Origin of the sequence: Streptomyces bugieae (assembly GCF_036352915.1) — a bacterium.
Classification (GTDB): domain Bacteria; phylum Actinomycetota; class Actinomycetes; order Streptomycetales; family Streptomycetaceae; genus Streptomyces; species Streptomyces endophytica.
Window position 1 is genome coordinate 953,505 of the sequence record NZ_JAZBJP010000001.1, and the last position, 12,569, is coordinate 966,073.

Annotated in this window: 9 protein-coding genes; 1 reads left to right on the top strand and 8 read right to left on the bottom strand. The window is 73.1% G+C overall.

Going from position 1 to position 12,569, the window contains the following annotated elements; translation table 11 throughout:
- Positions 1 to 94: 94 nt before the first annotated feature.
- The 5 genes from V2J85_RS04460 to V2J85_RS04480 all read right to left on the bottom strand — a co-directional run bounded on the left by V2J85_RS04460 (position 95) and on the right by V2J85_RS04480 (position 7,033).
- Complete coding sequence (locus tag V2J85_RS04460) at positions 95 to 553, bottom strand: cyclic nucleotide-binding domain-containing protein (RefSeq protein ID WP_261952971.1); 459 nt, start codon at positions 551 to 553, stop codon at positions 95 to 97.
- A gap of 100 nt (positions 554 to 653) precedes the next feature.
- Positions 654 to 3,533, bottom strand: coding sequence for an NHLP bacteriocin export ABC transporter permease/ATPase subunit (locus V2J85_RS04465; RefSeq protein ID WP_261952970.1), 2,880 nt, complete (start codon positions 3,531 to 3,533; stop codon positions 654 to 656).
- Between the two features lies 1 nt (position 3,534).
- Positions 3,535 to 5,817, bottom strand: a complete 2,283-nt coding sequence (locus tag V2J85_RS04470) for an NHLP family bacteriocin export ABC transporter peptidase/permease/ATPase subunit (RefSeq protein ID WP_261952969.1) — start codon at positions 5,815 to 5,817, stop codon at positions 3,535 to 3,537.
- A complete protein-coding gene (locus tag V2J85_RS04475; RefSeq protein WP_261952968.1) occupies positions 5,814 to 6,620 on the bottom strand; it encodes an HlyD family efflux transporter periplasmic adaptor subunit in 807 nt (268 codons plus the stop codon). Before V2J85_RS04475 ends, V2J85_RS04470 begins: the two co-directional genes overlap by 4 nt.
- A gap of 200 nt (positions 6,621 to 6,820) precedes the next feature.
- On the bottom strand, positions 6,821 to 7,033 hold the full coding sequence (locus tag V2J85_RS04480; RefSeq protein ID WP_261952967.1) for a type A2 lantipeptide: 213 nt from the start codon (positions 7,031 to 7,033) through the stop codon (positions 6,821 to 6,823).
- 778 nt (positions 7,034 to 7,811) lie between these two features.
- Between V2J85_RS04480 and V2J85_RS04485 the strand changes: the two genes are divergently transcribed.
- The gene (locus V2J85_RS04485) at positions 7,812 to 8,840 is read left to right on the top strand and encodes a PHP domain-containing protein (protein ID WP_330820678.1); all 1,029 of its coding nucleotides are present in this window, start codon (positions 7,812 to 7,814) and stop codon (positions 8,838 to 8,840) included.
- 12 nt (positions 8,841 to 8,852) lie between these two features.
- On the opposite strand, the gene V2J85_RS04490 is transcribed toward V2J85_RS04485, so the two are convergent.
- From V2J85_RS04490 to V2J85_RS04500, 3 genes are all read right to left on the bottom strand, one after another.
- Positions 8,853 to 10,250, bottom strand: a complete 1,398-nt coding sequence (locus V2J85_RS04490; protein ID WP_330820679.1) for a chloride channel protein — start codon at positions 10,248 to 10,250, stop codon at positions 8,853 to 8,855.
- 100 nt (positions 10,251 to 10,350) lie between these two features.
- On the bottom strand, positions 10,351 to 11,259 hold the full coding sequence (locus V2J85_RS04495) for a LysR family transcriptional regulator (RefSeq protein ID WP_261952964.1): 909 nt from the start codon (positions 11,257 to 11,259) through the stop codon (positions 10,351 to 10,353).
- Between the two features lie 85 nt (positions 11,260 to 11,344).
- Complete coding sequence (locus tag V2J85_RS04500) at positions 11,345 to 12,544, bottom strand: glycine C-acetyltransferase (protein WP_261952963.1); 1,200 nt, start codon at positions 12,542 to 12,544, stop codon at positions 11,345 to 11,347.
- Between the last annotated feature and the right edge of the window lie 25 nt (positions 12,545 to 12,569).

Consider the following 12,569-nt stretch of genomic DNA (forward strand, 5'->3'; position numbering starts at 1 on the left):
CCGGGGGGCCGTGGACACGGCCCGGCACAGGTAGTCGGCCGGTTCCCGGGTGCGGTTCCGGGGCGGTGGGGTGCTTTTCGCGCGGCCCGGCCGTTCAGTCGTCGAAGCCGCTGCCCTGGGGGCCGTAGAGGTCGAGCAGCCGGGTGCGGGTGCCGTGCAGCCGGTGGGAGACGGTCTCGGCGACGTAGCGGTACACCGCGCGGCCGAGGACCGGGTCGCGTTCGCACAGCTCGCGGACCGCCGGGGCGTCGAACTCGACCGCCTCGACCGGGCCGACGGTCTGCGCGCCCAGGTGCCACAGGTAGGGCGGGAACAGCCAGGACCAGCCGAGCAGTTCGTCCCGGCCGAGGGTTTCCACGACGGCGGACCGGCGGCCGGGGACGTGCTGGTCGAGGGCGACCTGGCCGCTGCGGATGATCCAGAACCGGTCCGCCCGCCGGCCCTCCTCGAAGAGCCGGGTGGCGCGGGGCAGCGTCACCTCGCGGGCGAGCTCGGTCAGCAGTCGCCGCTGCTCGGGGGGCATCGCGTCGATCAGGTTGCGCGCCGTGGCCATCTCATCCTCCGTCCGCCGCTTGGCACGATATGCGGTGGACGGCGGGGATGCCGGGAACGGCTCGTCCGGCGGTGCGGCCGTTCCCGGGCGGGTCGTGCGCTCAGGTCAGCTGACGGCGCACCAGGTCGTGCAGCCGGCCGCCGGTGTCGGCGAGGAGCGTGGCCGGGGCGCCCTGCTCGACGATCCGGCCGTCCTCCATGACGATCACCCGGTCGGCGTCCATGACGGTGGAGAGCCGGTGGGCGATCACCAGCCGGCTGGCGCTGAGCTTGCGGGTGCTGTCGATGACGATGCGCTGGGTCTCGTTGTCCAGGGCGCTGGTGGCCTCGTCGAAGAAGAGGATCCGCGGCCGCCGGACCAGGGCCTGGGCGATCATCAGGCGCTGCCGCTGCCCGCCGGAGATCGCGCCGCCGCCGGAGATCATGGTGTGCAGGCCCATCGGCATCCGCTTGATGTCCTCGGCCAGGCCCGCCATCTCGGCGGCCGCCCAGGCCTCCTCCTGGGTGAAGGACTCGGCACCGCAGATGCAGTCCAGGATGGAGCCGGTGAGCGGCTGGGCGTTCTGCAGGACGACCCCGCACTGGCGGCGGACCGCGGCCTGGTCCAGGGCGCCGAGGTCCTGGCCGTCGTAGAGGACGCTGCCGGAGGTGGGCTTGTCGAAGCCGATCAGCAGTCGCAGCAGGGTGGACTTGCCGCAGCCGCTGGGGCCGACGACGGCGACGAATTCGCCGGGGCGGACCTGGAGGGAGATGTCGTCGAGGACCAGCGGGCCGTCGTCGGTGTAGCGGAAGGAGAGCTTCTTGGCCTCGATGGCGCCGGTGAGGGTGCCGGGCTGGGCGCTGGCGCCGCGTACCTCCGGTGCCTCGTCCAGCACCGGCCTGATCTGTTCGAACATCGGCAGGGCGGCGGCGGCCGAGACGAAGGCGCCGGTGATCTGGGTGACCGAGGTCAGCAGCATGGTGACCGAGGTGTTGAAGGTGAGGAACGAGCCGGCCGACATGGTGCCGCGGGCCGGGCCGGCCAGCAGCATGAAGAGGGTCAGCGAGCACAGCGGCAGGTAGACGGCGTTGAGGACGGTGGTGAGGTTCTTGATCCGGCCGGCCTTCTGCTGGAGCTCCCGGGACCGGGCGAACTCCCGGGCCCAGGCCGCGTAGGCGAAGCTCTCGGCCGCGGCGACCCGCAGCTTGGGCAGTCCGCGCAGGGTCTGGAACGCCTGGTTGTTGAGCTTGTTGGACAGCTTGATCAGCCGCCGCTGCCAGCGCAGCTCCCACAGGCCCATGATAAGGAAGACCGCCCCGATGACGACCAGCATGCCGAGCGCGGCGAGCGCCAGCGGCACGCTGTAGACGAGGAGCAGGACGAGGTTCATCGCGCCGACGGTCGTGGACTGCACGGCCACCGGGCCGATGCCGGACAGCACCCGCCGGATGGCGCTGATGCCCATCGCGGCGCTGGCCAGTTCGCCGGTGGAGCGTTCGGTGAAGAACTTGGTCGGCAGCCGCAGCAGCCGGTCCCAGACGGCCGGTTGCAGGGCGCTCTCTATTCGGCCCTCCATGCGGAGCACGGTGAGGCTCTGCAGCAGCATGAAGGCGGCGGCGACCACGCTGCTGACGATGACGGCCAGTGCGACCTGCACGATCAGGCTCTTGTCGGCGGCCGGGACGTACACCCCGAGGACCTTGCCGGTCGCGATCGGGACGAGCGCGCCGAGGGCGACCGTCACCAGTCCGCTCAGGGCGAGGTTGCGGACGTCGGTGCGGGTGCCGCGCAGGCTGAAGCGCATCAGCCGCCACATGTTCATCGGCCGCTCGGGCAGCGGGCGGTAGAACATGACGGCGCGGGCCTCGAACTCGTCGGCGTTGTCCTTGCCGATCCGCATCCGCAGGCCGGAGGCGGGGTTGACCGCCTCGTAGCGGCCGCGGCGCCACAGCAGTGCGACGGGGGCGCCGGACTTGGCGCGGTGGCCGACCAGGGGGCCGGTGTCGGTCCGCCACCAGGTGCCGGTGAGCCGGACCGCGCGGGTGCGGATCCGGGAGCTGACCGCGATCCGTTCGACGGGGGTGATGCGGTCGTTGACGGCGCCGCCCCTGGGGGGCTCGGTGAGGGTGATCCCGGCGGCCTCGGCGACCGTGCGGCAGACCGCGAAGGTGGTGTCGTCGCCCCGGTCCGTCCCGGCGCCGCCCCGCCCGGCGCGGTCCTGCCGGCCGATGGAGGCCAGCAGCGCCTGGTCGGCGCGCTCGCGGACGGCCTCACCGGCCTTGATGCCGGCCGCCGTACGGTCCTCGTGGGCGCGCTCCAGCTGCTCGATCCAGCGGTCGACGGCGGACAGCAGCCGGTACTGCTGGTTGACCATCCGCTGCCACAGTTCGGGGTCGACGAGCAGGTCGGCGGCCGCCTCCGCGCTGTAGGAGGCGCCGTACTGGACGCTGCCGGGCGGGACCGGCATCCAGAGGACGTCGTCGTCGGCCACCGCCTCGTCGCCGGGCCGGCCGTCCAGCGGGGCCTCGAAGAGCACGCCGAGGCTGCGGGCGGTGCCCAGCGCGAAGGCGTGCTCCAGCGGGCCGTACGCCGCGGGGTGGCCGTAGCCGCCGGGCGCGGCGTACAGGGGCTGCGGACCGGTGTCGGTCTGCTCGCCGTACCCGCCGTAGTCCCAACGGGGCAGCTCGCGCAGCGGGATCCGGCGCACCGCGCAGTCCTGCGAGGGGCGGCCGAGCAGGGTGTGCTGGGGGCCGTCGACCGGGCCGAGGAGCAGGGCGCCGGGTTCGAGCCGGCCCAGGAAGTGCCAGTGGCCCTCCGCCGCGGCGTCGACCGCGAACAGGTCGAGCGCGCCGGCGGTGACCAGCCACAGCACGTGCGGCCCTTCGAGGGGGACGCTGCGCAGTCCGGCGCAGTCGACCGGCGCGCCGAGGCCGCCCAGGGCCTGCGTCACCGCGTCGGTCTCGCCGGATCCCGCGTGCGGGATGGGGGGCAGGGCTGACACCTCAGTGCTCCTTGACCAGCTCGGCGTACGCGCCTCCGGCGGCGACCAGGTCCTCGTGCCGGCCGCGTTCGACGACCACGCCGTGGTCGAGGACGACGATCTCGTCGCTGTCGCGGACGGTGCTGAGCCGGTGGGCGATGACGACGCAGGCGCAGCCGCGCCGCCGCAGGTTGTCCATGATGATCTGTTCGGTCTGCGCGTCGAGGGCGCTGGTGACCTCGTCGAGGACGAGGATGCTGGGGCGCCGGACCAGGGCGCGGGCGATCTCCAGGCGCTGCCGCTGGCCGCCGGAGAAGTTGCGGCCGTCCTGGTCGACCCGGCTGTGGATGCCGTCGGGGCGGCGGGCGATGACGTCGTCGTAGAGGGCGGCGTCCTTGAGGGCGGTGATGACCGCCTCGTCGGGGATGGAGGGGTCCCACAGGGCCACGTTGTCCCGGACCGTTCCCTCGAAGAGGAAGACGTCCTGGTCGACGAAGGAGACGGAGGCGGCGAGCGCGCTGCGGGAGAGGTCCTCCAGGCGCTGTCCGTCGATGCGGATGGTGCCTTCCCAGGGGCTGTAGAGGCCGGATATCAGCCGGGAGACGGTGGACTTGCCGCTGCCGGAGCCGCCGACCAGGGCGACCTGGCGGCCCGGGCCGACGGCCAGTGAGAAGCCGGTGAGCAGCGGTTTGTCCAGCGGGCTGTAGCCGAAGGTGATGTTCTCCAGCGTCACGTGGCCCTTGAGCCGGCGGGTGTCGCCGTCCGAGCCCGGCCGGGTGTAGAGGCTGTCGGCGGGGAAGGACTCGACGTCCTTGAGGCGGGCCACGTCGGCGGCGAAGTCCTGGATGCGGCCGGCGACGCCGTTGAGCCGGGTGATGGGCGCGGTGAAGCGGGTGACCAGCGCCTGGAAGGCGACCAGCAGACCGATGGAGATGTGGCCCTCGACGGCCCGCAGTCCGCCGATCCAGAGGATCAGGGCGCTGTTGAGGGTGGCGAGGGTGGGCGCGACGACGGCCAGCCAGGCGCTGGGGACGCCGAGCCGCTGCTGTTCCTCCAGGGTGGCGGCGTGCTGGCCGGCCCAGCGGCGGAAGTAGCCGTTCTCCCCGCCGGTGGCCTTCATGGTCTCGATGAGCTGCAGGCCGGTGTAGGCGGTGTTGGTGAGCCGTGCGGTGTCGGCGCGGAGTTTGGCGGTGTGGGTGGCGCGCAGCCGGATCACGATCCGCATGGCGACGACGTTGAGCAGGGCGATGCCGACGCCGATGACGGTGAGCTGGGGGTCGTAGGTCCACAGCAGCACGGCGTAGAGGACGACGACGATGCCGTCCACGCCGGCGGCGGCGAGGTCCCGGGCGAGGGTTTCGGCGACCGCGTCGTTGGACTGCAGGCGCTGGACCAGGTCGGCCGGGCTGCGCTGGGAGAAGAAGGTGACCGGGAGCCGGAGCAGATGGCGCAGGAAGCGGGCGCTGGTGAGGGTGGAGGAGATGATCCGGCCGCGCAGCAGGTTGGCCTGTTGCAGCCCGGTGAGGACGGCGGTGAGCGCGACCATCGCGGCCATCGACGCGAAGAGCGGCCCCAGCAGCGAGGTCTGCTTGCCGATCAGGAACATGTCGATGTACGTCCGGCTGAGCGCGGGCACCGCGGCGCCGACCGCGACCAGCAGCAGGCTGGCGAGGAGCGCGGCGAGCAGGGTGCCGGTGGTGCCGCGCATCCGGGCGGGCACCGCGCCGAGGACGCCGGGCTTGCGGCCGCCCTTGCGGAAGGACTCGGACGGTTCGAAGACCAGGGCGACGCCGGTGAAGCTGGTGTCGAAGTCCTCCGTGGGCACGAAGCGGCGGCCCTTGTCGGGGTCGTTGATGTGCACGCCGCGGCGGCCCATCCGGCGGCCCATGCCGTCGTAGACGACGTAGTGGTTGAACTCCCAGAAGAGGATGGCCGGGGCCTGGACCTCGGCGAGCGCGGCGGTCTCCATCTGCATGCCCTTGGCCTGCAGGCCGTAACTGCGGGCGGCCTTGAGCAGGTTGCTGGCGCGGGAGCCGTCGCGGGAGACGCCGCAGGCGATCCGCAGCTCCTCCAGGGGAACGTGCCGTCCGTAGTGGGCGAGCACCATCGCCAGGGAGGCGGCGCCGCATTCCACCGCCTCCATCTGGAGGACGGTGGGGGTGCGGACCGCCTTGACCTTCTTGGGTGCCGGGGGCGGGGTGGCGCGCCGGCGCCGGGCACCGGACGCCGCTTCGGGGCGGTGCCGGCCGCGGCCGGCCGGCGGCAGCCGGTCCTGCGGGGGTGCGGAGTCCTGCGATGCGGTCACGGCAGCAGCCAATCGATCGGGTGCTGCGCGGCGAGGTGGACGGCGCCGCTGGCCAGCGTCATGGAGTCGACGGTGTAGGGCGGGCCGTCGGAGGTGGACCAGGCGTAGCCGGACCTGTTCCGGGGGGCGCGGTCGAGCTGTACCAGGACGGCGACCGGCGGGCCGGCTTTGGAGAACTGCTCGCCGAGCTGGCTGCTGCCCAGGTAGGCGCCGATCCGCTGGCGGGTCTGGGCGGTCCGGCCGACGGCCTTGACCCGGCCGCGCAGCACGCCGTACTGCTGGTTCGGCACGGACTGGACGGTGAGGTCGACGGAGGCGCCGACGGGGACCGAGGCGCCGTTCTCGGCCGGTACGTACAGCGTCGCCGTCAGGGGGTCGCCGGTGTGTGCCACGCGTTCGACGGAGGCCACGTCCGCGCCGGTGGTGACGACCGAGCCGATGGTGGCGACCATCGTGGTCAGCCGGCCGGCGGCGATCGTGCGGACGACGGCGGTGCCCCGGGGGGTGCGGACCTTGAGGACCGGGGCGCCCGCGGACACCCGCTGGCCTTCTTGGGCGAGGACGGCGGTGACCTGTCCCGCGACGGGGCTCTGCAGGACGTAGCTGCCCTGGCCGTGGGTGAGGATCCCGGGTGCGGTGAGGGTGGAGGAGACGGTCCCGGTCACCGCCCATACGGCGGCGGCGAGCAGGCAGAGGACCGTGACGATCAGGACGAGCAGTCCCTGCGGCCGGGCGAAGCGCACCGGCAGATCGATTTCCTCGGGCGATTGCAGCTTGGAAAGGGCCTGTTGGCGGAACTGCACGACACTCTTCCCTCAACTGCAAAGGACTGTCAGGACTCCAGGACCCGGCGCCCGTTCCGGCCGCCGCGGTGGGGCCGAGCGTACGGTGTCGGGTCCGGGGCTCGGCAGCCGGGTGCCCCGGAACCCGGCGAAGGCCTGGCGGTTCCGGGGCATCCGGCCGGCATGTCGGCAAGGAGGGGACGCCGACCTGCCGTTGGTCTTTAGAGACCGGCGACGAGGCCCGTGACCTGGCCGGTGTTGACGCCGGTCAGGCCCTCGACGGTGCCGGTGACGGTGCCGAGGGTGCCGCCGACGTTGAGACCCGTGGCGCCGTCGAGGGTGGAGGTGGCGGTGCCGGCCAGGTTGCCGACGAGGCCACCGGCCACGTTGTCCAGCTCGCTGTCGGCGATTTCCTGGGTCTGAATCTCGCGCATGATGATTCCTTTCGGATGCATATCTCAAATAGCTGCGACCGAGCCGTCCGCAGGGCGGTCCGGCCGCGGCAGCGGTCGCCCGGGCCCTCGAAATCGAGAACCTCTGCACGACTTCCGCAGTGCGAAGGATCAAAGCATGCAGGTGGGTTGTGCTGCTAATCGGACTACGGCCCATCCGGACCGCTTCGAACCTCTCAATTACCTGACGTGGACGCACGTCCATGAATTGGTGGCAGCTTCTTCACAACCTCTGCGGTTTGCGTTCGCTCGTGTTGTCGAAGACCCGTCAGGCGAACGGGACATTCCCGCATCAAACCGCTTACGTGCAGGTCAGCGCCGTGACGGACAGCGGGAGGGGGTGTGCCGGCTGCGCAATCGGTGTGCAGATTCCTTGAAGACACGCGGTTTTTACAGCACCGATCGACGGGCGCCCGCAGAACTCCGCCGAGCCCCCGGGGAACCCTCCGCCGAATGTTGCGCAAGCTTTAACGGCGCCCGATTTACCCGGAGTTACGGGGGGTGGTATCGAGCCCATGGAACGCCTTGCACGGATTCTTCGGCACTATCCGTACGGCATTCCCATGGAATCGGATCGACCGCCCCGAGAACGGACATAACCCCATAACGGCACACCGTCCGACTCGGCGGGAATGGGCGATTTCCCGCCGGTACCGCCCGCGGGCGTCGGCCCGGCCGACGGGCCCGGTGGCAGCCGGTGTCCGGTTGCGGCACGGTGAGAGGGACCCGCGGGGACCGGCGCACCCGGAAGGAGCCGTACGTGGAGCCCGTCGACGCGCTGGAGCGGATCGCGTTCCTGCTGGAGCGGCAGGGCGCGGCGACCTACCGCGTACAGGCGTTCCGCGGGGCCGCGGCCGCGCTCGGCGCGCTGTCGGACGACGCGCTGCGCGAGCGGGCGCGGCAGGGCACGCTGGTCCGCCTCAAGGGGCTGGGTCCCAAGACCACCCGGGTGGTCGAAGAGGCGCTGGCGGGCGTGCGGCCCACCTATCTGGCGCGGCTGGAGGACGAGGCCGGCGCCCCACTGGTCGAGGGGGAGCAGGGGCAGCGGCTGCGGCGGGCCCTGCGCGGCGACTGCCATCTGCACTCCGACTGGTCGGACGGCGGCAGCCCGGTCGACGTGATGGCCCGGGCCGCCCGCGACCTGGGGCACGAGTGGTGCGTGCTGACCGACCACTCCCCCCGTCTCACCGTCGCCCGCGGGCTGTCCGCGGAACGGCTGCGGGAACAGCTGGAGCTGGTGGCGGAGGTGAACGAGCGGCTGGCGCCGTTCCGCCTGCTGACCGGGATCGAGTGCGACATCCTCGACGACGGCTCCCTCGACCAGGAACCGGAGCTGCTGGAGCGGCTCGACGTGGTGGTGGCCTCGGTGCACTCCAAGCTCCGGATGGACAGGGCGCCGATGACCCGGCGGATGGTGGCCGCGGTGCGCAATCCCCTGGTGGACGTCCTCGGGCACTGCACCGGGCGGCTGGTGACCGGCCGGGGCCGCCCGGAGTCGGAGTTCGACGCCGACGAGGTGTTCGCGGCCTGCGCGGAGCACCGCACCGCGGTGGAGATCAACTGCCGCCCCGAGCGCCTCGATCCCCCGCGCCGGCTGCTGCGCCGGGCGCTGGCGTCCGGGACGCTGTTCTCCATCGACACCGACGCGCACGCCCCGGGCCAGCTGGACTGGCAGATCTACGGCTGCGCCCGCGCCGAGGAGTGCGGCGTACCTGCGGAGCGGGTCATCAACACCTGGACGGAGCGCCAGTTGGCCACCTGGACGGCCACCGGCCGCACCCCGCGCTGAACGGACGCCCGGTCAGGCCGCCGACGGCGCCGGGGCGGTGCGGCCGGGCGCGGCGGGTGCCGGGGTGAGCCGCAGCGTCACCACGTAGCCGACCACGACGGCGACGATCACCAGCGGCATCACCGTGAGTCCGCTGCGGCCCATCAGCAGCGTCGCCATCAGCACCGACGTCATCGGGAGCCGGAGCATGGCCACCGCCAGCGCTCCGACGCCCATCGCGAACGCCGGGGTGAGCGACAGCCCGGGCAGATGTGACAGCACCACCCCGCCGGCCGCGCCGAGGAACAGCGCCGGGAAGATCGGCCCGCCCCGGAAGGCGCTCAGCGACACGCAGTACGCCAGGCCCTTGCCCAGGAGGAGCAGCAGCAGCGCCGCCATGGAATATCCGGCGCTGTCGTGGAACAGCGTCCCCAGCGCCGACTGCCCCGAGAAGAGCAGCTCTTGGGCGGGCTTGCCGGTGGCCGCGGAGAAGCCCACCGCCAGCGCGCCCACCACCAGACCCATCAGCACCGTGGCCGGCACCCGGTGGCGGATCACCCGCGCCTTGAGCCACCGCGCCAGCCGCCGGACCCCGGTGCCGGCGCACGCGGCGGCCACCCCGATGACCAGGGCCCAGCCGAACTCCGGGACGGTGGGCCCGGCGGCCCGGGGGACGTCGTGCAGCGCGAGGGAGTACGTGCCGAGCCCGGTCCAGTCGCCCAGCCCGGTGAAGACCAGCGCCCCGATGCCCGACGCGAGCAGGCCCGGCACCAGCACCACTCCGAGCATCGGGCCGGCCAGGCCGGAGACCTCCATCAGCAGGAACGCGCCCAGCAGCGGGGACCCGAGCAGTGCGCTGATCGCGGCGAAGCTGCCGGCCGATCCCACCATGGCGACCGCCCGGGCGTCCTTGCCCCACCCGGTCAGCCGGGCCGCGCCCGCGGCCAGCCCGCCGCCCAGGGCGATCAGCGGCGCCTCCGGACCGAGCACCGCGCCGAAGGCGAGCGAGGCCAGGGACGCGAGCGCGACGCCGGGCAGTGCGGACAGCCCGGGCGGGCCGCCGAGCGCCAGCCCGTCGGCCGGTTCGTGGCCGCCGTTCCCGGGCAGGTGGCGGATGGCGAGCCCGGTCAGCAGCCCGCCGAGGGCGAGCACCGGCAGCGGCCACCACAGCGGCGTGCCGGCGAAGCCCAGCGCCCGCGGCAGGTCGTCGTAGAGCAGCGGTTCCAGGGCGTGCACGACGGTGAGGAAGCCGAACGCGATCGCACAGACCGGGAACCCGATCACCGCCGCGGTGAGCAGCAGCTTCGGGTAGTCGCGGGTGCGCACCGGCGCGTAGGGGTCGGGGGACGCGGCGGCGGGCGGTGTGCCGCCAGGGCCGGTGGGGCCGCCAGGGCCGGTGGGACCGCTCTGGCCGGTGGGGCCGACCGACATCGCCTCGCCTCCTCGCCGCAACCGGGACGAGCCTGCCACGGGCGGGGCGGGCGGCCCGGAAGGACGCCGTCCGTATCAGCCCGAAGCACCCGAACGCCGGTCAGCCCTGCGCGGCCGCCGCCTCCCGGAGCGCGGTCAGGACCGGGCGGAACAGCGGGTGGTCCTCGGCCCCGCGGCGTACCGCGGCGAAGACCCGGCGGGTGGGCGCGACGTCGTCGAGGGGGCGGACGACGACTCCGGTCAGGTCCATGTCGCGCAGCGCCGAGCGGGGCACCAGCGCCACCCCGGCCGCGGCCGAGGCGAGCGCGACCACCGCCCGGAAGTCGTCGGAGGAGTGTTCCAGCCGGGGCTCGAAGCCGGCGTACTCGCAGGCCAGGACCACCACGTCGTGGCAGGGGTTGCCGGGGTAGGGGCCGATCCAGGGGTCGCCGGCGAGGTCGGCGACGGCGACCCGGTCGGCCTCGGCGAGGCGGTGGCCGGGCGGGAGGACCGCGTCGAAGGGTTCGGCGTAGAGCGGGACCCGGGTCAGCCGGGGATCGTCCGCGCGGGGCGCGCCCCGGTATTCGACGGCCACCGCGACGTCGACCTGCCGGTCGAGGACCATCCGCAGGCTGGCGTCGCCCTCGGCGTCCTGGACGCGGACCCGTATGCCGGGCGCGCAGCCGGCCAGCGCGGTCAGCGCGGGCGCGACGACCAGGCCGATGCCGGTGGCGAAGGACGCGACGGTGACCGTGCCGGCCTCGCCCGAGCCGTACGCGGCGAGCTCGGACTCGGCGCGTTCCAGCTGGGCGAGGACGGCGTTGGCGTGGCCGAGCAGGATGTCGCCCGCGGGCGTCAGCCGGACACCGCGGGCGCTGCGCTCCACCAGGCGGTGGCCGGTCTCCTGTTCCAGGGCGGCCAGTTGCTGGGACACCGCCGAGGGCGTGAGGTAGAGCGCGGCGGCCGCGGCGGTGACCGTGCGGTGGTCGGCCACCGCACGGAGGATGTGCAGCCGGCGTGCTTCGATCATGTCCCCAGTGTCCCAGGACGCGGACGGACCGGGCGGGTCACTCCCCCGTGGCGGCCCCCGCCTCGGCGTTCATCGCGGCTCGCGCCTAGGCGTTCATCGCGGCTCGCGCCGCTACGAATGCGTCCACCGCACGGTGCACGTCCTCGGTGGAGTGCGCGGCGGACAGCTGGACGCGGATGCGGGCCTGGCCCTGCGGCACGACCGGGTACGAGAAGCCGATCACGTACACCCCGCGCTCCAGCAGCAGCTCCGCCAGCCGGGCCGCCCGGGACGCGTCGCCGATCATGACGGGGGCGATGGCGTGGTCGCCGGGGAGGACGTCGAAGCCCTCCTCGGTCATCCGGGAGCGGAACAGCGCGGTGTTGGCGTGCAGCCGCTCGCGCAGGTCACCGGCGGACTCCAGCAGGTCGAGGACCTTGAGCGAGGCCGCGGCGATCACCGGGGCGAGCGAGTTGGAGAAGAGGTACGGCCGCGAGCGCTGGCGCAGCAGGGCGACGATCTCGGCGCGGGCCGCGACGTAGCCGCCGGAGGCGCCGCCGAGCGCCTTGCCGAGGGTGCCGGTGATGATATCGACGCGGTCCATGACCCCGTGGAGCTCGGGGGTGCCGCGGCCGCCGGCGCCGACGAAGCCGACCGCGTGCGAGTCGTCGACCATCACCATCGCGTCGTAGGCGTCGGCCAGGTCGCAGATCTCGCGCAGCGGCGCCACGTAGCCGTCCATGGAGAAGACGCCGTCGGTGACGATCAGCTTGCGGCCCGCGCCGCCCTCGGTGGCCTCCTTCAACTGCCGTTCCAGATCGGCCAGATCGCGGTTGGCGTAGCGGAAGCGGCGGGCCTTGCACAGCCGGATGCCGTCGATGATGGAGGCGTGGTTGAGGGCGTCGGAGATGACCGCGTCCTCCGGGCCGAGCAGGGTCTCGAAGACGCCGCCGTTGGCGTCGAAGCAGGAGGAGTACAGGATGGTGTCCTCCTGGCCGAGGAAGGCCGACAGCCGCGCCTCCAGCTCCTTGTGCACCTCCTGCGTGCCGCAGATGAAGCGCACGGACGCCATGCCGTAGCCCCAGCGGTCCAGCGCCTGGTGGGCGGCCGCGACGACCTCGGGGTGGTCGGCGAGACCGAGGTAGTTGTTGGCGCAGAAGTTGAGCACCTCACCGGGGTTGCCCCCGGCGGTGACGTCGACGGTCGCCGACTGGGGCGTGCCGATGACCCGCTCGGGCTTGTGCAGGCCGGCGGCGACGATCTCGTCGAGGGTGCCGCGCAGTTCGTCGCGTACGGAGTGGAACATCAGGGGTTCTCCAGGAGAGTGGGGG